The 20,330-nt window shown below is 69.4% G+C and carries 19 protein-coding genes; 16 read left to right on the plus strand and 3 right to left on the minus strand.

The features are described from left to right. Positions 1 to 57: 57 nt before the first annotated feature. A complete protein-coding gene (gene hemE, locus P6F26_RS01710; RefSeq protein ID WP_278026910.1) occupies positions 58 to 1,104 on the minus strand; it encodes a uroporphyrinogen decarboxylase in 1,047 nt (348 codons plus the stop codon). A 105-nt stretch (positions 1,105 to 1,209) separates the two neighbouring features. Between hemE and hemC the strand changes: the two genes are divergently transcribed. The 7 genes from hemC (at position 1,210) to cueR (ending at position 8,603) form a co-directional block, all read left to right on the plus strand. Next, positions 1,210 to 2,172, plus strand: coding sequence for a hydroxymethylbilane synthase (gene hemC, locus P6F26_RS01715; protein ID WP_278026911.1), 963 nt, complete (start codon positions 1,210 to 1,212; stop codon positions 2,170 to 2,172). Between the two features lie 133 nt (positions 2,173 to 2,305). Further along, complete coding sequence (gene rfbC / locus P6F26_RS01720; RefSeq protein ID WP_278026912.1) at positions 2,306 to 2,878, plus strand: dTDP-4-dehydrorhamnose 3,5-epimerase; 573 nt, start codon at positions 2,306 to 2,308, stop codon at positions 2,876 to 2,878. Continuing rightward, entirely contained in the window at positions 2,875 to 3,915 is a 1,041-nt protein-coding gene (rfbB, locus tag P6F26_RS01725; RefSeq protein WP_278026913.1) for a dTDP-glucose 4,6-dehydratase, read from the plus strand. Before rfbC ends, rfbB begins: the two co-directional genes overlap by 4 nt. 4 nt (positions 3,916 to 3,919) lie before the next feature. Continuing rightward, the gene (rfbD, locus tag P6F26_RS01730; RefSeq protein ID WP_278026914.1) at positions 3,920 to 4,780 is read left to right on the plus strand and encodes a dTDP-4-dehydrorhamnose reductase; all 861 of its coding nucleotides are present in this window, start codon (positions 3,920 to 3,922) and stop codon (positions 4,778 to 4,780) included. Next, positions 4,777 to 5,646: a glucose-1-phosphate thymidylyltransferase RfbA gene (rfbA, locus tag P6F26_RS01735; protein WP_278026915.1), complete on the plus strand. Its 870-nt coding sequence runs from the start codon at positions 4,777 to 4,779 to the stop codon at positions 5,644 to 5,646. The genes rfbD and rfbA overlap by 4 nt, the downstream gene beginning before the upstream one ends. A 123-nt stretch (positions 5,647 to 5,769) precedes the next feature. Beyond that, the gene (locus P6F26_RS01740; protein ID WP_278026916.1) at positions 5,770 to 8,217 is read left to right on the plus strand and encodes a heavy metal translocating P-type ATPase; all 2,448 of its coding nucleotides are present in this window, start codon (positions 5,770 to 5,772) and stop codon (positions 8,215 to 8,217) included. Further along, a complete protein-coding gene (gene cueR / locus P6F26_RS01745) occupies positions 8,214 to 8,603 on the plus strand; it encodes a Cu(I)-responsive transcriptional regulator (protein ID WP_278026917.1) in 390 nt (129 codons plus the stop codon). The genes P6F26_RS01740 and cueR overlap by 4 nt, the downstream gene beginning before the upstream one ends. A 98-nt stretch (positions 8,604 to 8,701) precedes the next feature. On the opposite strand, the gene P6F26_RS01750 is transcribed toward cueR, so the two are convergent. Continuing rightward, positions 8,702 to 9,757 carry an ABC transporter ATP-binding protein gene (locus tag P6F26_RS01750; protein WP_278026918.1) on the minus strand — a complete coding sequence of 352 codons (1,056 nt, stop codon included), beginning with the start codon at positions 9,755 to 9,757 and terminating at the stop codon, positions 8,702 to 8,704. Between the two features lie 37 nt (positions 9,758 to 9,794). Next, positions 9,795 to 10,592 carry an IclR family transcriptional regulator gene (locus P6F26_RS01755; RefSeq protein ID WP_278026919.1) on the minus strand — a complete coding sequence of 266 codons (798 nt, stop codon included), beginning with the start codon at positions 10,590 to 10,592 and terminating at the stop codon, positions 9,795 to 9,797. A 142-nt stretch (positions 10,593 to 10,734) separates the two neighbouring features. Between P6F26_RS01755 and P6F26_RS01760 the strand changes: the two genes are divergently transcribed. The 9 genes from P6F26_RS01760 (at position 10,735) to P6F26_RS01800 (ending at position 20,308) form a co-directional block, all read left to right on the plus strand. Next, a complete protein-coding gene (locus P6F26_RS01760) occupies positions 10,735 to 11,991 on the plus strand; it encodes an ABC transporter substrate-binding protein (protein ID WP_278026920.1) in 1,257 nt (418 codons plus the stop codon). 141 nt (positions 11,992 to 12,132) lie between these two features. Beyond that, a complete protein-coding gene (locus tag P6F26_RS01765; RefSeq protein WP_430736713.1) occupies positions 12,133 to 12,999 on the plus strand; it encodes a carbohydrate ABC transporter permease in 867 nt (288 codons plus the stop codon). Between the two features lie 52 nt (positions 13,000 to 13,051). Beyond that, positions 13,052 to 13,900: a carbohydrate ABC transporter permease gene (locus P6F26_RS01770; protein ID WP_278026922.1), complete on the plus strand. Its 849-nt coding sequence runs from the start codon at positions 13,052 to 13,054 to the stop codon at positions 13,898 to 13,900. Further along, positions 13,897 to 15,237, plus strand: coding sequence for an alpha-glucosidase/alpha-galactosidase (melA, locus tag P6F26_RS01775; RefSeq protein WP_278026923.1), 1,341 nt, complete (start codon positions 13,897 to 13,899; stop codon positions 15,235 to 15,237). Before P6F26_RS01770 ends, melA begins: the two co-directional genes overlap by 4 nt. Further along, positions 15,234 to 16,004 (plus strand): SDR family NAD(P)-dependent oxidoreductase, encoded by a 771-nt coding sequence (locus tag P6F26_RS01780; protein WP_278026924.1) that lies wholly within the window; start codon positions 15,234 to 15,236, stop codon positions 16,002 to 16,004. Before melA ends, P6F26_RS01780 begins: the two co-directional genes overlap by 4 nt. Next, positions 16,001 to 16,918, plus strand: a complete 918-nt coding sequence (locus P6F26_RS01785; protein ID WP_278026925.1) for a 2-dehydro-3-deoxygalactonokinase — start codon at positions 16,001 to 16,003, stop codon at positions 16,916 to 16,918. Before P6F26_RS01780 ends, P6F26_RS01785 begins: the two co-directional genes overlap by 4 nt. Further along, positions 16,915 to 17,532, plus strand: a complete 618-nt coding sequence (locus P6F26_RS01790) for a 2-dehydro-3-deoxy-6-phosphogalactonate aldolase (RefSeq protein ID WP_278026926.1) — start codon at positions 16,915 to 16,917, stop codon at positions 17,530 to 17,532. Before P6F26_RS01785 ends, P6F26_RS01790 begins: the two co-directional genes overlap by 4 nt. Next, the gene (locus P6F26_RS01795) at positions 17,529 to 18,389 is read left to right on the plus strand and encodes an SMP-30/gluconolactonase/LRE family protein (protein WP_278026927.1); all 861 of its coding nucleotides are present in this window, start codon (positions 17,529 to 17,531) and stop codon (positions 18,387 to 18,389) included. Before P6F26_RS01790 ends, P6F26_RS01795 begins: the two co-directional genes overlap by 4 nt. Positions 18,390 to 18,391: 2 nt before the next feature. Continuing rightward, positions 18,392 to 20,308 (plus strand): beta-galactosidase, encoded by a 1,917-nt coding sequence (locus P6F26_RS01800; protein ID WP_278027042.1) that lies wholly within the window; start codon positions 18,392 to 18,394, stop codon positions 20,306 to 20,308. The last annotated feature ends 22 nt before the right edge of the window (positions 20,309 to 20,330 follow it).

Consider the following 20,330-nt stretch of genomic DNA (forward strand, 5'->3'; position numbering starts at 1 on the left):
GCTTCATCTTTCCCGAAATACGCATCGCCGCGCCCGCCCCATGGCGCCGCCGCCGCTTCAGCCGCGGATGGTCTCCAGGAGCAGGTGCACGTTCTCCGGGTCGGCTTCCGGCGTGATGCCGTGTCCGAGGTTGAAGATGTGCGGCCCGCCCTTCAGCGCGTCCACGATGGCGCGCGTCGCATCCACCAGCGCCTGGCCGCCCGTCACCATGTGCCTGGGGTCGAGGTTGCCTTGGACGCAGCTGTCGGGCTGCAGGTGCCTTGCCGCCCAGGCCGGGTCGACCTGGGTGTCGATGGCCACGCAATCCGCGCCGACCTCCTTCGCGAAACCGACGTATTTCTCGCCCGCCTCGCGCGGGAAGGCGATGACCGGAAGGTCCGGATGCCGCCGCTTCAACTCGCCCGTGATCCGTTTCGCGGGCTCCAGAGCGAAGGTGCGGAAGGCCTCGCCCTTCAGCGATCCCGCCCAGCTGTCGAAGATCTTCACGACCTCGGCGCCCGCACGCACCTGGGCGTCGAGATATTCGATCGTGGCCTCGGTCAGCAGGTCGATCAGCCCGGCGAAGGTCGCCGGGTCGCTTTCGCGCAGTGCATGGGCCGGTCCCTGGTCGGGCGTCCCGCGCCCTGCGATCATGTAGGTCGCGACGGTCCAGGGCGCGCCGGCGAAGCCGATCAGCGTGGTCTCCTGCGGCAATTCGCGCGACAGGATCTTCACCGTCTCGTAGACCGGCGCGAGGTGGTCGTGGATGTCGTCCTTGCCCTTCAGCGCGCGCAGGCCCTCGGGGCCGGTGATCGTGGACAGGCGCGGCCCCTCTCCGGTCACGAACCACAGATCGGCGCCGAGCGCCTGCGGGATCAGCAGGATGTCGGCGAACAGGATCGCCGCATCGAAACCGTAGCGCCGGATCGGCTGGAGCGTGACCTCGGCGGCGAGCTCGGGGTTGTAGCACAGCGACAGGAAGTCCCCGGCCTTCGCCCGCGTCTCGCGGTATTCCGGGAGGTAGCGCCCGGCTTGCCGCATCAGCCAGACCGGCGGCACGTCCATCGCCTCGCCCGCCAGCGAACGCAGGAGTTTCTTCTGGCCCGTGGCAGGCGCGTCAAACATGGGTGTTGTCCTTCGGTCGTTTGCGCCACAGGAATTGTGCGCAAGGTTCAGTCTGTCAACCCGAGGGTGATTGTCAAGCAAGGTTGACAGATGTAGGAGAAAGCCATGACGACCGATCTTCCGACCCCCGCCAAGCCCCTCCGCATCGGAACCCGCGGCTCGCCGCTCGCGCTGGCGCAGGCGCATGAGACGCGCCGCCGCCTGATGGCCGCGTTCGACCTGCCCGAGGCGGCATTCGAGATCGTCGTGATCAAGACGACCGGGGACGACCGCAGCCTGATCGACGCGGATGTCGCGTTGAAGACGCTGGGCGGCAAGGGTCTGTTCACGAAGGAGATCGAGGAGGACATGCTGTCGGGCCGGATCGACATCGCGGTCCACTCGATGAAGGACATGCCGACGCTGCAGCCGCAGGGCCTCGTGCTCGACTGCTACCTCCCGCGCGAGGATGTTCGGGACGCCTTCGTGTCGCTCCGCCACGACGCCATCGCCGACCTTCCCTCCGGCGCGCGGGTCGGGTCCTCGTCGCTTCGGCGGCGGGCCCAGCTGAAGGCGCGGCGGCCCGACCTCGAGGTCGTGGAGTTCCGGGGCAACGTCCAGACCCGCATGAAGAAGCTGGGCGATGGTGTGGCCGACGCCACGTTCCTCGCCATGGCGGGGCTCAGGCGGCTTGGCATGACCGAGGTCGTCAAGTCCGCCATCGCGCCCGAGGACGTTCTTCCAGCGATCGCGCAAGGCGCGATCGGCATCGAGCGCCGGACGGACGACGCGCGCGCGGCCGCGATGCTCGAGGCGATCCACGACGCCGTGACCGGCCTGCGCCTCGCGGCCGAGCGGGCCTTCCTCGCCGGCCTCGACGGCTCCTGCGAGACGCCGATCGCGGGGCTTGCGGAGATTGACGGCGGCACGCTGAGGCTGCGCGGAGAGATCCTTCGCCCCGACGGCTCGGAGGTGCTGACCGACGACCGGACAGCACCCGTCGAGGACGGCGCGAAGCTGGGGGCCGACATGGCGCGTGACATGCGGGCGCGGGCGGGCGAGGGGTTTTTCGACTGGATCGCCGCCTGAGGCCCGACGCCGCGCGGCAGCGCCGCCCGAGGCTTGCGCCCGACATCTTGTGACCGGGCGGCACCCGTGCAATCGTCGCACCCGCCGATGAAGATCGGCCAGTTTGGATCACGAAGACCGCAGGTTTCAACCAATGCATGTCGACCAGACCGGCATTCCGGGCCTTCTCGTGCTGACGCCCGCGCGCTTCGGCGACGACCGCGGCTTTTTTGGTGAGACGTGGAACCGCGCGCGGCTGGCGGAACACGGGATCGACATCGATTTCGTTCAGGACAACCATTCGCTTTCGGCGCAGCCCGGAACGGTGCGCGGCCTCCACTTCCAGGCGCCGCCGCACGCGCAGGCCAAGCTCGTGCGGTGCGGGCGCGGGGTGCTGTTCGACGTGGCGGTGGACATCCGCCGGGGCTCGCCGACCTGGGGACGCTGGTTCGGCATCGAGCTCAGCTTCGAGAACGGCAGGCAGCTTCTGATCCCCGAGGGCTTTGCGCATGGCTTCGCCACGCGCGTCCCCGACACCGAGATCGTCTACAAGTGCTCGGACCATTACGCCCCAGAGACCGAGGGCGCGCTGCGGTTCGACGACCCTGACATCGGCATCGACTGGGGCCTCGGCGGCCTTGCGCCGATCCTGTCGGGCAAGGACGCCGCCGCGGGCCGCTTCGCCGGGTTCGAAAGCCCGTTCACCTACGCGGAGGGCGCAACGTGAAGCTTGTGGTGACGGGCGGCGCGGGCTTCATCGGCTCGGCTGTGGTGCGGCTGGCGGTGTCGCGTGGGCATACCGTGGTCAACGTCGACGCGCTGACCTATGCCGCCTGCCTCGACAACGTGGCCGAGGTCGCCGACAGCCCGCTCTACGCCTTCGAGCACGCCGATATCCGCGACCGCGCCGCGATGGACCGCATCCTTGCGGAACACCGCCCGGACGCGATCATGCACCTCGCCGCCGAAAGCCATGTGGACCGCTCGATCGACGGGCCGGGCACGTTCATCGAGACGAACGTGACCGGGACCTATACGCTTCTGGAGGCCGCGCGGGCGTGGTGGACCCAGGCTGGCAGACCCTCGGCGTTCCGCTTCCACCACATCTCGACCGACGAGGTCTACGGAACCCTCGGCGAAACCGGCCTCTTCACCGAAGAGACGCCCTATGCGCCGAACTCGCCCTATTCGGCGTCGAAGGCCGCCTCGGACCACCTCGTGCGCGCCTGGCACGAGACCTACGGCCTGCCGGTGATCCTTACAAACTGCTCCAACAATTACGGCCCCTTCCACTTCCCCGAGAAGCTGATCCCGGTGGTCATCCTGAACGCGCTCGCAGGGCGGCCGATCCCGGTCTACGGGCAGGGGCTTAACGTGCGCGACTGGCTCTTTGTCGAGGATCACGCCGACGCGCTTCTGCTTGCGGTGGAGACGGGCGTGGTAGGCCGCAGCTACAACATCGGCGGCAACAACGAGCGGCGGAACATCGACCTCGTGCGCACGATCTGCGCGCTGCTCGACAAGCGGCGGCCGGACGCGGCGCCGCATGACCGGCTGATCACCTTCGTCGAGGACCGCCCCGGCCACGACCTGCGCTACGCGATCGACGCAAGGCGCATCCGCGACGAGCTGGGCTGGAGCCCGTCCGTCACCGTGGAGGAGGGGCTCGCGCGCACCGTCGACTGGTATCTCGCGAACGAGGACTGGTGGCGCGCGCTTCAGGCGCGCGAGGGCGTGGGGCAACGTCTGGGAAAGGCGGGGTAGGGCCATGCGCGTGCTCGTCTTCGGCCGGACCGGCCAGGTCGCGACGGAACTCGCGCGCGCCGCCGATGTGATCGCGCTCGGGCGCGGGGCCGCCGATCTCGGCAAGCCCGAGGACTGCGCCGCGGCGATCCGCGAGCACGCCCCCGACGCCGTCATCAACGCCGCCGCCTACACTGCGGTCGACGGCGCCGAGGAGGACGAGACGCTGGCGACGATCATCAACGGCGCCGCACCCGCCGCCATGGCGCGTGCCTGCGCGGAGCTGGGCGTGCCGCTCGTCCACATCTCGACCGACTATGTCTTCGACGGCGAGGGTGCCTCGCCGCGCCGCCCGGACGAACCCACCGGGCCGCTCGGCGCCTACGGGCGCTCCAAGCTCGCGGGCGAGGAGGGGGTGCGTGCGGCGGGCGGGCCCCACGCGATCCTGAGAACAAGCTGGGTCGTCTCGGCGCATGGAGCGAACTTCGTGAAAACCATGCTCAGGGTCGGGCCCCAGCGCGGCCACCTGCGCGTGGTGAGCGACCAGATCGGCGGGCCGACGCCCGCGGCCGACATCGCGGCGGCCTGCCTGAAGATCGCCGGGGCGCTTTCTGCCGATCCCGCGAAATCCGGCACCTACCACTTCGCCGGCGCGCCCGACACGTCCTGGGCGGGTTTCGCGAGGGCCATCTTCGAGGCGGCCGGCCTGGAGGTCGGCGTCGAGGAGATCCCCTCGACGGACTATCCGACGCCTGCGCGGCGGCCGCTGAACTCGCGGCTCGACTGCAGCGCGACCGAAGCCGCCTTCGGCATCGCCCGCCCCGACTGGCGCGAGGGCCTCGCGGCGATCCTCACCGACCTCAAGGCGAAAGGCGATCTCGCATGACGCAGCGCAAGGGCATCATCCTGGCCGGCGGCTCCGGCACGCGGCTCTATCCGATCACGCTCGGCGTCTCGAAGCAGCTTCTGCCGATCTACGACAAGCCGATGATCTACTATCCGATCAGCGTCCTGATGCTTGGCGGCATCCGCGAGATCGCGATCATCACCACGCCCGAGGACCAGGCGCAGTTCATCCGCACGCTGGGCGACGGCAGCCAGTGGGGCCTCTCGTTCACCTACATCGAACAACCCTCGCCCGACGGGCTGGCGCAGGCCTACATCCTCGCGCGCGACTTCCTCGCCGGCGCGCCCTCGGCGATGGTTCTGGGCGACAACATATTCTTCGGCCACGGTCTGCCCGAGATGCTGGCGGCCGCCGACGCCTCCGACGCCGCGGGCACCGTCTTCGGCTATCACGTCGCCGATCCCGAGCGCTACGGCGTGGTGGACTTCGGACCGAACGGCGAGGTGCGCGCGATTGTCGAGAAACCGGACATCCCGCCCTCGCCCTACGCCGTGACGGGGCTCTACTATCTCGATGGCACCGCGCCCGACCGTGCCGCGCAGGTGACGCCCTCGGCCCGCGGCGAACTGGAGATCACGTCGCTTCTGGAAAGCTACCTCCACGACGGATCGCTCGACGTGCAACGCATGGGCCGCGGTTACGCATGGCTCGACACGGGCACGCACGGCAGCCTGCTCGACGCCGGAAACTTCGTGCGCACGCTGACCGAGCGGCAGGGCCTGCAGACCGGCTCCCCCGACGAGATCGCCTTCGCGCAGGGCTGGATCGACGGCGACCAGCTCCGCGCGCGGATCGAAATGTTCACCAAGAACGGCTATGGCGACTACTTGAAATCCCTTCTTTGACAGGCTCAAACCGCCTCGTGGCACCGGCGGGCGGCCCGTCGCCCGGAAAAGGTGGCGGGGCCTCTTGACCTTCCAGTGACTGGAAGGCCTATGTGCGGTCGGCACCCAAAGGACCCGACCCAGATGCCCGACACGCTCCAGCAGCACCGACTGCGTTACGACATCGCCAATCTCAGCTGCGGTGGCTGCGCCGCGCGCGCGCGGACCGCCCTGTCCGCCATTCCGGGCGTCGCCGAGGCGCGCGTGAACTTCGCGACCCGCCGCGCCGACATCCTGCCCGGTCCCGGCTTCGATCCGGGCGCGGTCGGCCCCGCCATGGAGAAGGCGGGCTACCCCGCCACGCCGCATGCGCCCGCGCGGCCGATCCGGCTTGAGGTCGCCAACCTGAGCTGCGGAAGCTGCGTCGCGCGGGCCGAGAAGGCGCTTCTGAATGCCCCCGGCGTCGAGGAGGCGACCGTGAACCTCGCGACGCGCCGCGCCGAGATCCGCACGGGCGGCCCCTTCGAAATGGACGCGCTGCAGTCCCACATGGAGGCCGCCGGCTACCCCGTGCGCCCCCTCGACGACACGCCCGAGGCCGCGTCCGCCACCGCGCCGGCCGAGCGCGACGAGGCCGCGCCCTACCGCCGCGCCTTCGTCATCTCCGCGCTCCTGACGCTTCCGGTCTTCGTCGCCGAGATGGGCGGCCATATCGTGCCCGCGCTTCACCACTGGCTGACCATGACCTTTGGCCAGACGCCCCTGCGGATCGCGCAGTTCGTGTTGACCACGGCCGTGCTGGCGGGCCCCGGCGCGGTGTTCTTCCGCCTCGGCGTGCCCGCGCTCCTGCGCCGCGCGCCCGAGATGAACAGCCTCGTGGTGCTGGGCGCGGGCGCGGCCTGGGCGTGGTCCACGGTCGTCACCTTCGCGCCCGACCTCGTGCCCCAGAGCGGTCGTCACGTCTACTTCGAGGCCGCCGCCGTCATCGTCACCCTGATCCTTCTCGGCCGCTGGCTCGAGGCCCGCGCGCGCGGACAGGCCGGCGCGGCGATCGCGGGGCTCATGGCGCTGCGGCCCGACACCGCGACACGTCTCCGCGCGGACGGCACCGAAGAGGACGTGCCGCTCGAGCGCATCCGTCCCGGCGACCTTCTGCGGCTGCGTCCGGGCGGGCGCGTCGCCGTCGACGGCGTGGTCGAGGATGGCCGCAGCCATGTCGACGAGGCCATGCTGACAGGCGAGCCCCTGCCGGTCGGCAAGGGCGAAGGCGATCCGGTGACGGCGGGCACCGTGAACGGAACCGGCGCGCTGGTCTACCGCGCGACGGCGGTCGGCTCGGACACCGTCCTGTCGCGCATCGTCGCAATGGTCGAGGACGCGCAGGCGACCCGTCTGCCGGTGCAGTCCCTCATCGACCGCGTCACCGCCGTCTTCGTGCCGGTGGTGCTGGCCATCGCGCTGGTCGCGGGCGGGCTCTGGCTGGCCTTCGGCCCCGACCCGTCGCAAGCGCTCGTCGTGACGGTCTCCGTCCTCATCATCGCCTGCCCCTGCGCGATGGGCCTCGCCACCCCGGTCTCGATCCTTGCGGGGACAGGCAGGGCGGCGCGCCTCGGCGTCCTCTTCCGGCAGGGCGACGCGCTCCAGACGCTGTCGCGCGTCGACCTCGTGGCCTTCGACAAGACCGGAACCCTGACCGAGGGGCGTCCCGCCGTGACGGGCCTGCACCCCGTCGCCATCGCCGAGGCCGAGCTTCTCGCCCTCGCCGCCGCCGGCGAGCGCGCCTCCGAGCACCCGCTCGCGCGCGCGATCGTCGAGGAGGCCGAGGCCCGGGACCTCGACGTCCCGCACGCCGACGGCTTCCAGAGCGTGACGGGGTCCGGCATCTCCGCCAGCCTCGCCGGTTCGCCGCTCCTCGTGGGCAGCGCCGCGCATCTCGAGGCGGCGGGCGTCAGGGTTCCCGCGCCGCCGCCGGGCCCCGAGACGAACGTCCACGTCGCGCGCGGCGGGCGTTACCTGGGCCGAATCGCGCTGTCCGATCCGCTCAAGCCGGACGCCGCGCGCGCGGTGGCCGGCCTGATGCGGCGCGGCATCGCCGTGGCGATCCTCTCGGGCGACGGCGAGGGGCCGGTCCGGGCCGCCGCCGAGACTCTCGGCGTGACCGAGGCGCGCCACGCCCTGTCGCCCGGGGACAAGCGCGCGACGCTCGACGCCTGGCGCGACGAGGGCCTGAAGGTCGCCTTCGTCGGCGACGGCATCAACGACGCGCCCATCCTCGCGGCGGCCGACGTGGGCATCGCGCTCGGCTCCGGCACCGATGTCGCGATCGAGGCGGCGGACGTGGTCCTCGTGTCGGGCGCGCCCTCCGCGGTCGTGACCGCCCACGAGGTCAGCCGCCGCACCCTGCGCAACATCGCGCAGAACCTCGTCTGGGCCTTCGGCTACAACGTCGCCCTGATCCCCGTCGCGGCGGGCGTCCTCGCGCTCGCGGGCGGGCCCTTCCTCAACCCCATGCTCGCGGCGGGCGCGATGGCGGCAAGCTCCGTCCTCGTGGTCGCCAACGCGCTTCGGCTCAAGCGGATGAGGGCGGCATGAACATCGGCGAGGTCTCCGAACGCACCGGCCTTCCGGCCAAGACGATCCGCTACTACGAGGAGATCGGCCTTGTCCGGCCCGATCGCGACGCCAACGGCTACAGGCGCTTCGACGGGCAGCACCTGCACAAGCTCGCCTTCCTCGGGCGCGCGCGCTCGCTCGGCTTCTCGATCGAGGATTGCCGGACGCTCCTGGCCCTCTGGGAGGACCGCGAACGCGCGTCGCAGGACGTCAAGGCCGTCGCCGAAAGGCACCTTGCCGAAATCGATGCGAAGATGGCCGAACTGGCCGCGATGCGCGCCACGCTCTCCGATCTCGTCCGGCGCTGTGCGGGAGACAGGCGCCCGGACTGCCCGATCCTGAGCGACCTCGCCGATCCGGGCTGAGGCGGGGCCCCGCGCCTCCCCTTCATCTTTCTCGAAATACGCACGCCGACGGCGCAGCGGGGGACGTGGCTCGATGCCACGGCTCCCGCTTCCCGCCCTCAGCGAAGGCGCAGCCCGGTCGCCGCGTCGAAGAACAGCGCCGCGTCCTCCGTCACCGCAAGGCCCGTTCGGCTTCCCGGGCGCGGGGTGTGCTGGTCGTGCGCCTCGACGATCAGGCGGGTGCCGTCGGGCCCGGTCAGGTAATGGTAGCTCACCCCGCCGAGGTGCTCGGAAAGTTCCACCATGTGGCTGTCGCCCTCCGTCAGGCCCAGCCGGTTCGGCCGCACGCCGACCGTGACTGGGCCGTCGCCGGGCAGGCTTTCCGGCGCGCGCAGCGCCGTCCCGCCGAGGCCGGGCGCCGAAACCGTCCCGCCCGCGCTCGTGCCTTCGAAGAAGTTCATCGCGGGGCTGCCGATGAAGCCCGCCACGAACCGGTTGTCGGGATCGTTGTAGAGGTCCAGCGGCCGGCCGACCTGTTCGATCCGGCCCGCGCGCAGCACCACGATCTTGTCCGCGAGCGTCATCGCCTCGACCTGGTCGTGGGTGACGTAGATCATCGTCGCGCCGATCTCCTGGTGCAGGCGCGAGATCTCCACCCGCATCTCGACGCGCAGCTCCGCGTCGAGGTTCGACAGCGGCTCGTCGAACAGGAACACCTCCGGCCCGCGCACGATGGCCCGCCCGATCGCCACCCGCTGCCGCTGTCCGCCCGACAGGGCCTTGGGCTTGCGCTTGAGGTAATCGTCAAGCTTCAGGACGCGGCTCGCCTCGGCCACCTTGGCGTCGATCTCGGCCTTCGGGTGGCCCGTCATCTTCAGGCCGAACCCCATGTTCTCGGCCACGCTCATGTGCGGGTAAAGCGCGTAGGACTGGAACACCATGGCCACGCCACGCTCGGCCGGGTCGAGCCGCGTGACGTCGCGCGCGCCGATCGAGATGGCGCCCTCCGTGGTCTCCTCCAGGCCTGCGACCATCCTCAGCAGCGTGGATTTCCCGCAACCGGACGGGCCGACGAAGACGCAGAACTCGCCGTCCTTGATGGTCAGGTCGACGCCATGGATCACCTGCGTCGCGCCGTAGCGCTTGATCACGTTCTGCAGTTGCAGTCCCGACATTCCGGGCCCCTCCCTCTCGTTTGTCCCCTCGGCGCCGTTATTCCGCGGCCTCGTCGGGAAAGCGCCAGTCCTGCGCCTCCCCGGCTATGGCGTCGGCGGCGCGCCCGATTTCCGGCAGATGCCGCGTGAGCCCGTCAAGGTCCGTGCGCGCCGTCGTCGACGTGACCGACAGCGCGCCCAGCACGCGGCCCGATCGCGCGAGGATCGGCACGGCGATGCAGATGATGCCGGGCTCGTGCTCCTCGTCGTCGAAGGCGTGACCGCGCGCGCGGATCGCGGCGAGTTCCGCGCGCATCGCCTCGGCGCTCGTGATGGTGTTGTCGGTGAAGCGGTGCCACGCCTGCCGTTGCAGGACCGGCGCCAGCTCGGCCTCGGGCAGCCAGGCCATCATCGCCTTGCCGACGCCGGTGCAGTAGGCGGGACCGACCTTGCCGGCCTGCGAATACATCGCCACCGGCTCGGCCGCGTTGCGCTTCTCGACATAGAGGACCTGTCCCGAATCGAGCTGGGCAAGGTGCACGGTCTCGCCCGTTGCCCGGCTCAGCCGGTCGAGATGAGGACGGGCGATCGGCGCAAGCGACGAGGTCTGCCATGCCGCATGGGCCAGCCGCACCAGCCTGAGGCCGGGGGCGTAGGTCTGCCGCTCGGGGTCGTAGCTGAGCATCCCCTGCTTGGTGAGGACCTGAACGAAACGGTAGAGCGTGGCCTTGGGAAACGGGCTGGTGGCCATGAGTTCGGAGAACCGCACGGGCCGGCCACGCGCCGCCACCTCGTCCAGCACCGCAAGCGCCTTGCCCACCGTGCCGTCGCCTCCCTGTCTCTCTTCCGCCGCCATCGCGCGACGCCTCCCGCATCGGAATTGCTGTTGACAAGGCTAGGCTGACTCGCGCTAGGATTTCAATATAAGAAACCAAGTTTCAAATAATGAAACTACGGAACGCAAGACTGCACCAGACCGGATCACCAGGGAGGAAACCATGCGATCCATTTTGAAAACCGGCGCCGCAGCGCTGGCCGCCAGCACCATGCTGGCGGGCGCCGTGTCCGCGCAGGAGCTTTCGGGCACGCTGCGCATCATTTCGGACATGTCCAACCCCGGCCCGCGCGCCGTGATGGAAGGCCTCGCGGCCGATTTCGCGACCGAGCATCCCGGCCTCGAGGTCGAGCTGACGATCGTGGACCGCGAGGCGTGGAAGACCCAGATCCGCAACGCGCTGAGCGCGAACCCGCCGGACGTGATCAACTGGTATGCCGCCAACCGGATGGAGCCTTACGTCGACGCCGGGCTGTTCATGGACATCACCGACTGGTGGGAAGCGGGCGATTACGACGGGCTCGAATCCGTCCGCGGCGCGATGACCCAGGATGGCCGCCAGTGGGGCGTTCCCTACACCTACTACCAGTGGGGCATGTACTACCGCGAGGACATCTTCGACGAGCTCGGCCTTTCGGAGCCCGCCACCTGGGAGGAAGAGGTCGCCAACTGCCAGGCGATCCTCGATTCGGGCCGCAAGTGCTACACGATCGGCACGCGCTTCCTGTGGACCGCCGGCGGCTGGTTCGACTATCTCAACATGCGCACCAACGGCTTCGACTTCCACATGCAGCTCGCCCGCGGCGAGGTTCCGTGGACCGACGAGCGCGTGCGCGAGACCTTCGCCAACTGGCGTCAGCTGATCGACATGGGCGCCTTCATCGACGACCACCAGACCTACAGCTGGCAGGAGGCGCTTCCCTTCATGATCAACGGCGAGGCGACCCATTACCTGATGGGCAACTTCGCCGTGGACCAGCTGCGCAACGGCGGGCTGACGGATGAACAGCTGGACTTCTACCAGTTCCCGGCGATCAACCCCGACGTCGCGATGGGCGAGGACGCGCCGACCGACACGTTCCACGTCGCCTCCGGCGCGCAGAACGTCGAGGCGGCGCGCGCCTTCCTCGACTTCGTGACCTCTGCCGAGGTCCAGACGCGGATCAACGGGCCTGACGGTCTGGGCCAGCTGCCCGTGAACGCCAATGCCTCGGTGGCGGATGACGAGTTCATCCAGCAGGGCTTCGAGATGCTGAGCGAGAACGCCACCGGCGGCATCGCACAGTTCTTCGACCGCGACTTCCCGGCAGAGATGGCGGCCATCGGCATGGAAGGCCTGCAGGAGTTCATGGTGTTCCCCGACAACCTCGACGACATCCTCGAGCGTCTCGAGGCCGCGCGTCAGCGGATCTACCAGTAACCGCACCAGCCATCGCCCGCCCGGACGTCCCTGTCCGGGCGGGACACCGCATCCGCGGAACGGAAGCGCCGGAGGGGCACGACCATGGCGATCGCCACGCAAGACACGGCCTCGGGGCCGACATGGGTTCAGCGCAACCGGATGACGCTGACGCCCATCCTTTTCCTCCTGCCGGGGATGCTGTTCTTCCTCGTCTACGTCATCAGCCCGATCTTCCAGTCCTTCCAGATCTCGCTGTTCCGCTGGGACGGGCTGGGCGAGGCCACCTACATCGGACTGGCCAACTACGAAGAGCTTCTGACCGACCGCAATTTCGAGATTTCCCTGTGGAACAACGTGCGCTGGCTGGTGCTCTATCTGCTGGCCATTCCGTTGGGGCTCGCCATCGCGCTGTTCCTGAACCAGACCGTGACGGGCATCCGGCTCTACAAGTCGATGTTCTTCTTTCCCTTCGTGCTGAGCCAGGTCGTCGTGGGCCTGGTGTTCTCGTGGTTCTACCTGCCGCGCGTGGGGCTGCTGAACGGGGTGCTGGCATCTCTCGGGCTCGAGCCCGTGAACATTCTCGGCGATCCCGACCTGGCCACCTACGGCATCATCGCCGCCGGCCTGTGGCCGCAGACGGCCTATTGCATGATCCTCTATCTTACGGGCCTGAACGCCGTTGACCCCGAACAGGTGGAGGCAGGGCGCCTCGATGGGGCGAAGGGCTGGAAGATGCTCTGGTTCGTGATTCTGCCGCAGCTGAAGCCCGCGACCTTCATCGCCTTCGTCGTCACGATCATCGGCGCGCTGCGCTCGTTCGACCTGATCTCGGTCATGACGAACGGCGGGCCGTTCGGCTCCACCCGCGTGCTCAGCTTCTACATGTTCGAGCGCGCGCTGTCGGAATTCGGTTTCCGAATGGGCTATGGCTCTGCCATCGCGGTGGTGCTGTTCTTCATCATGCTGGTCTTCATCGCCTACTTCCTGTGGCAGATGTGGCGCGACGAGCAGGAGGCGCGGCGATGACGCGGGGCGAGTTCGACGCGCGATCGAAGAAATCCGTCCGGGAGGCGCTCTGATGTTCCCGCAGCCGATCCAGCAACGCTCGCGCGCGGCGCAGATCACCTACCAGGCGCTCCTGCCGCTGGCGCTGGTCATGTGGCTTCTGCCGCTGATCGCCGTCATGCTGTTCTCGATCCGCCCGTTCGAGGATTTCAGCGCCGGGAACTACTGGGGCCTTCCGTCGAGCTTCGAGCTGTTCTCGAACTACGGCCGCGTGTTCTTCGAAAGCGACATGCCGCGCTACCTGTGGAACTCGGTCCTGATCACCGTGCCCACCGTGGTCGGTGCCGTGGCGCTGTCGTGCATGACGGGCTTCGCGCTGGGCGTCTACCGGTTCCGCGGCAACCTTCTGATCTTCTTCATGTTCATCGCGGGCAACTTCGTTCCGTTCCAGATCCTGATGGTGCCGGTGCGCGACCTGACGGTGGATATCGGCCTCTATGACACGAAGCTCGGCCTCGTGCTCTTTCACATCGCCTTCCAGACGGGGTTCTGCACGCTCTTCATGCGCAACTTCATCCGCGCGCTGCCCTACGAGCTGATCGAGGCCGCGCGCGTGGAGGGCGTGGCCGAATGGCGCATCTTCTGGTTCGTCGTCCTGCCGCTCATGCGCCCGGCGATCGCCGCGCTCAGCGTGCTGATCTTCACCTTTATCTGGAACGACTACTTCTGGGCGCTGGTGCTGACGCAGGGCCCGAACGCGCAGCCCGTGACGGCCGGCATCACCTCGTTCAACAGCCAGTTCGTGGCGCAGTATCACCTGATGAGCGCCGGCAGCATCGTCGCGGCGATCCCGCCCGTCGCGATGTTCTTCCTCATGCAGCGCCACTTCATCGCCGGCCTGACGCTTGGAGCCGTGAAATGACCAAACTCGCCTTTATCGGCGCGGGCTCGACGATCTTCATGAAGAACATCGTGGGCGACATGCTGCACTTCGAGGCGCTCAGGGACGCGAAGATCGCGTTGATGGACATCGATCCCGCGCGCCTCGGGGAAAGCCGGATGGTGGCCGAGAAGATGATCGCCACGATGGGCACCGGCGCCACGGTCGAGGCCACGACCGACAGGGCCCGCGCGCTGGACGGCGCGGATTTCGTCGTCACGGCGTTCCAGATCGGCGGCTACCGTCCCTCGACCGTGATCGACTTCGACATCCCCAGGCGGTACGGCCTGCGCCAGACCATCGCCGACACGCTGGGCGTGGGCGGGATCATGCGCGGCCTGCGCACCGTGCCGCATCTCTGGGGCGTGGCCGAGGACATGGCACGGCTCTGCCCCGATGCGACGCTCCTGCAATACGTCAACCCGATGGCCATCAACACGTGGGCGCTCGCCGAGCGGTTTCCGCGGCTGAAGCAGGCGGGCCTTTGCCATTCCGTGCAGAACACCGTCGAGGAGATGGGCCACGACCTCGACATTCCGGCGCACGAGATCCGCTACCGCGTGGCGGGCGTGAACCACGTCGCCTTCTTTCTGCGGCTTGAGCACAATGGGCGTGACCTCTATCCCGCCCTGCGCGAGGGATACCGCAGCGGCCGCCTGCCCAAGACCCCGATCCAGCGCCCGCATTGCACCAACAAGGTGCGCTACGAGGTGATGGAGCATCTGGGCCACTTCTGCACCGAAAGCTCCGAGCATCTCGCGGAATACGTCCCGTGGTTCATCAAGGACGGGCGCGAGGACCTGATCGCCGACATGGGCATCCCCCTCGACGAATACCCGGCGCGCTGCGAGATCCAGATGGCCGAATGGGCGGCGCAGGCCGCGTCGCTTCAGGAGGCCGCGGGCATCGACGTCGGGAAGTCGCACGAATTCGCCGCGGAGATGATGAACGCCATCGTCACCGACAAGCCCTATGTCGCCTACGCGAACCTGCCGAACCGGGGGCAGATCCCGCAGCTTCCCCGCGGCGCCGCGGTCGAGACGCCCGCGCTGGTGGACGGCAACGGCGTGCAGCCCACGACCGTCACCGACATCCCGCCGCAGCTCGTCGCGCTGATGCGGACCCAGATCAATGTGCAGGAGTTGGTCGTGCGAGCACTCGTCGAGCAGAACGTCGAGCACGTCTATCACGCCGCATACATGGATCCGCACACCGCCGCCGAGCTCGACCTTCGCCAGATCCGAAGCCTCGTGACGGACCTTCTGGCCGCGCATGGCGACATGATCCCCGACTTCGCGCGCCCAAGGAGGGCTGCATGACCGACGATCCGATCTTTCCCGATCTCGCAGGTCAGTCCGTCTTCATCACGGGCGGCGGCTCGGGCATCGGCGCCGTGCTGACGGAGGCGTTCCTGCGCCAGGGCGCGAAGGTGGCCTTCGTCCAGCGCTCGGACGCCTCCGCCTTCGTCGAGGAGATGGCCGGGAAGACCGGCACGCGGCCCCTGTTCCTGCCTTGCGACATCACCGACATCCCCGCGCTTCAGGACGCGATCGGACAGGCGGCGAAGGCGCACGGCCCTGTCACCGTCCTCGTCAACAACGCCGCCAACGACAAGCGGCACAAGACCGAGGACGTCACCGAGGAATTCTGGGACTGGTCGCAGGCGATCAACCTCAAGGCCTATTTCTTCGCCTGCCAGGCCGTTATCGCGGGAATGCGCGAGGCGGGCGGCGGGTCGATCGTGAACTTCTCGTCGGTGTCCTACATGATGGGCAACGCGGGCTACCCGGCCTACACCAGCGCGAATGGCGGGATCACGGCGATGACCCGCAGCCTCGCGCGTGAATTCGGCCCCGACCGCATCCGCGTCAACGCGCTGATGCCGGGCTGGGTGCTGACCGAGAAGCAGCTGGAGATGTGGGCCAGCCCCGACGACCTCGAGGAGCACATGAAGCGGATGTGCCTCAAGGAGCATCTGAAGCCGCAGGACATCACGGGCGGAACCCTCTTTCTCGCCTCGGGGGCCAGCCGGATGATGACCGGGCAGGCCCTCGTGATCGACGGCGGCGTGGTCGTGACGGGATGAGCGCGTCGCGGGCATATGCCGACTGGATCGCCGTGGACTGGGGCACGACCCATCTGCGTGCGTGGGCGATGGCGGAGGACGGAACCCACAAGGCCGAGGCGCGCTCGGACGACGGGATGGGTGTCCTGACGCGGGCGGAATTCGAGCCCGCGCTGTTGCGCCTCGTGGAGCCGTGGCTGGGCTCGCGGACGGTCCCGGTGCTTGTCTGCGGCATGGCGGGGTCGCGGCAGGGCTGGACCGAGGCGCCCTACGTCTCGGTGCCCGCCAAGCCTGGCGAGCTGGCGCCCGTGCCGGTCGAAACGCGCGACACGCGCATCCGCGTATCGATCCTGCCGGGCCTCAGCCAGTCGAGCCCGTCCGACGTCATGCGCGGGGAGGAGACGCAGATCGCGGGCTTCCTCGCGCAGTCGCCGGGGTTCGACGGCATCCTGTGCCTTCCCGGCACGCACACGAAATGGGTGCACCTGAGCGCGGAGGAGGTCGTCAGCTTCCAGTCCTTCATGACCGGAGAGCTTTTCGAGCTTCTGTCCGAACGCTCGGTGCTGCGCCACTCGGTCCGCGCTGTCGAAACCGACCCCGAGGCCTTCGCCGAGGCGGTCGCCGACACGCTGTCGCGCCCCGAACGGCTGGCGCAGCGGCTTTTCTCGATCCGTGCCGAGACCGTGCTGACGGGCCTTGGCCCCGAGGCGGCACGCGCACGGCTTTCGGGCCTGCTGATCGGGGCCGAGCTTGCGGGCGCGCGGGCCTACTGGCTGGGTCAGGAGGTGGTGGTGGCGGGCGCCCCGGCGCTGTCGGCCCTCTATGCCGCCGCGCTGTCGGCGCAGGGCGTCGCGGTGCGCACGCTCGACGCCGATCCGCTCACCCGGCTCGGCCTTGCGAAGACATGGGAAATCCAGCGGGAGACGACGTCATGAGCCGTCCCATCATCGCCATTCTGCGCGGCTTGACGCCGCCCGAGGCGCGGCCCGTGGCAGAGGCGCTGATCGCCGCGGGCATCGATCGGATCGAGGTGCCGCTGAACTCGCCCGCGCCGCTCGAGAGCATCGCGACCATGGCGCATGAATTCGGCGAGCACGCCCTTGTCGGCGCCGGCACGGTGACGGCCGCGGACGAGGTGCGCGAAGTGGCCGATGCCGGAGGCAGGCTGATCGTCTCGCCGAACTTCGACCCCGACGTGGTGGTCGAGGCCAAGCGCCTTCTCCTGCAGAGCTGGCCGGGCGTGTTCACCCCGTCCGAGGCCTTCGCCGCGCTCAAGATGGGGGCGGACGGGCTCAAGCTGTTTCCCGCGGCGCAGATCGGCGTCGAGGGCCTGAAGGCCATGCGCGCGGTCCTTCCGAAGGACGCCCGCGTCTTCGCCGTCGGCGGGGCGGGCCCCGAAAACTTCGCCCAGTGGCTTGCCGCCGGGGCGGACGGATTCGGCATCGGAACGGCGCTCTACAAGCCCGGCATGACGGTCGAGGACGTCTCGGCGCGCGCGCGCCGCATCGTGGCGGCCTATGACGACGTCACGAAGGGCCGCGCCGTATGAACGTGGAGGTCTTCGACGACCGGGCCTGCATCCTCGGCGAGGGGCCTCTGTGGCACCCCGTGCGGCGTCAGCTGTTCTGGTTCGACATCATGGGCAGGCGCCTGATGACGCGCACGCAGGACGGGCCACTGGAGTGGCGCTTCGACCGTCACGTCAGCGCCGCCGGCTGGATCGACGCCGATACCCTCCTCGTGGCGAGCGAGACGGACCTTTTCCGCTTCGACGTCTCGACCGGCGGGGAACGGCATGTCGTTCCGCTCGAGGCGGGCAACGCCGCAACCCGGTCCAACGACGGCCGCGCCGACCCGTTCGGCGGCTTCTGGATCGGCACCATGGGCAAGAACGCCGAGGCGGGCGCCGGCGCCCTCTACCGCTTCTTCCGGGGCGAGGTCGTCCAGCTTCGCGACGGCATCACGATCCCCAACGCCACCTGCTTCGCACCGGATGGGCGCACGGCCTATTTCGCGGACACCGCCGCCCATCTCGTGTGGCGGATCGCCCTCGACGGCGAGGGCTGGCCCGAGGGCGACTGGGAGGTCTGGCTCGACCATCGCGAGACCGGGATCGCCGCCGACGGCGCGGTGGTGGACGCGGACGGCCGCTTCTGGTGCGCCGAGTGGGGCGGCTCGCGCGTGGCCTGCTACGGCCCGGACGGCGCCCTTGTGGACGAAATCCCGCTGAGCGTACCGCAGCCGACATGCCCGGCCTTCGGAGGGCCGGACCTCTCGACGATCCACATCACCTCCGCGCGGCAGGGCCTGCCCGGCGAGGCGATGGACCGCGCGCCGCAGTCCGGCATGACGCTGTCGGTCCGGGTGAAGGCGAAGGGCAGGCCGGAACACAGGGTGACATCGTGAGCCTGACGCGCGCGCTCGGCACCTGCTACTATCCCGAACACTGGCCCGAGGACGTCTGGGCCGAGGACGCGCGCCGCATGGCCGACCTCGGCCTGACATGGGTGCGGATCGGGGAATTCGCGTGGTCGAGGCTGGAACCCGTGCCTGGCCGCTTCGACTGGGGCTGGATGGACCGCGCCTTCGAGGTGCTGGCGGGGGCGGGCCTGAAGATCGTCCTGGGCACGCCCACGGCCACGCCGCCGCGCTGGATGCTCGACCGCCATCCCGACATGCTGGCCCACGACGCCGAAGGGCGACCGAGGGGCTTCGGCTCGCGCCGCCATTACTGTTTCTCCCATGACGGCTACCGCGCCGAGGCCGTGCGCATCACCGAGGCGCTTGCCGTTCGCTATGGCCGCCATCCCGCGCTGGGCGCATGGCAGACCGACAACGAATACGGCTGCCACGATACGGCCGTCAGCTACTCTCCGGCCGCCCGCGCCGCGTTCCGCGACTGGCTGGCGCGGAAATACCAGTCGACCGACGCGCTCAACCGGGCATGGGGCAACGTCTTCTGGTCGATGGACTACGACGGGTTCGAGCAGATCGACCTGCCGAACCTCACGGTGACCGAGCCGAACCCCTCCCACGCGCTCGATTTCCGTCGGTTCTCCTCCGACCAGGTGGCGCGGTTCAACGCGGCGCAGGTCGCGGCGATCGCACGCCATTCCGACGCGCCGATCTCGCACAACTACATGGGCCGGACGCTGGAGTTTGACCATTTCGCCCTCGGCCGGCAGATGGAGATCGCGACCTGGGACAGCTATCCGCTGGGCTTCCTGGAGGACCGGCTGGAGGACCCGCCGGAGCACAAGCGCCGCTATGCGCGGCAGGGCGATCCTGATTTCCAGGCCTTCCACCACGACCTCTACCGCGCGGTCGCAGCACGTTTCGAGGCCTCCGACACCCCGCGCTGGTGGGTGATGGAGCAGCAGCCCGGCCCGGTGAACTGGGCGCCGCACAATCCCGCGCCGCTCCCCGGCATGGTGCGCTTCTGGACCTGGGAGGCCTTCGCCCACGGCGCCGAGACGGTCAGCTACTTCCGCTGGCGGCAGGCGCCGATGGCGCAGGAGCAGTATCACGCGGGCCTCCTGCGGCCCGACAGCGCCGAGGCGCCGGCCGTCGCCGAGGCCGCGCAGGTGGCGCGCGAACTGGAGGCGATGCCGCGGGTCGAGCCCACGCGCGCCGAGGCCGCGCTCGTCTTCGACTACGCCTCGGCCTGGGTCTGGGACGTGCAGCCGCAAGGCCGCGGCTGCGACTACTTCCGGCTGGCGTTCGAGATGTACCGCGGCCTTCGCAAGCTTGGCCTTTCCGTCGACATCCTGCCGCCGGACGCCGCCACGCTCGAGGGCTACGGCCTCGTGCTCGCGCCCGGTCTCGTCACCCTGTCCGACCCCTTGAAGGACGCCGTGAAACGCACCAGCGCGCAGGTCCTGCTTGGCCCGCGAACCAATGCCAAGACCGCGCACCTCGGCATCCCGGTGCCGCTTCCCCCCGCGATCGACGGCCTCGACGTCACGGTGGCACGGGTCGAGACGCTGCGTCCCGACATGCCCATTCCCATGGAGGCGGCGGGCCACGTCACGCTTTGGCGCGAGGAACTGGAGGGCGCGGCGCAGGTGATCGACCGCGACGCCACGGGGCGGCCGGTGACGATGCGCGCCGGCAACCTGACCTATCTCGGCGGCTGGCCCGACGCGGCCTTCTTGCGTCATCTGCTCCTGCGCGCCTGCGCCGAGGCGGGGCTGGTCCCCGAGGACCTGCCGCCCGACATTCGCGTGCGCCGGGCGGGCGACACGCGCTTCGTCTTCAACCATGGCCCCGAGGCGGTGAGCTACGCCGGCGTGACCCTGCCGCCCGCGGGCGTCGCCTGGTCGTGAGGCGCCCGGCCGGCGGCGCGGC

It is taken from the genome of Roseicyclus salinarum (assembly GCF_029624655.1).
Taxonomy (GTDB): Bacteria; Pseudomonadota; Alphaproteobacteria; order Rhodobacterales; family Rhodobacteraceae; genus Roseibacterium; species Roseibacterium salinarum.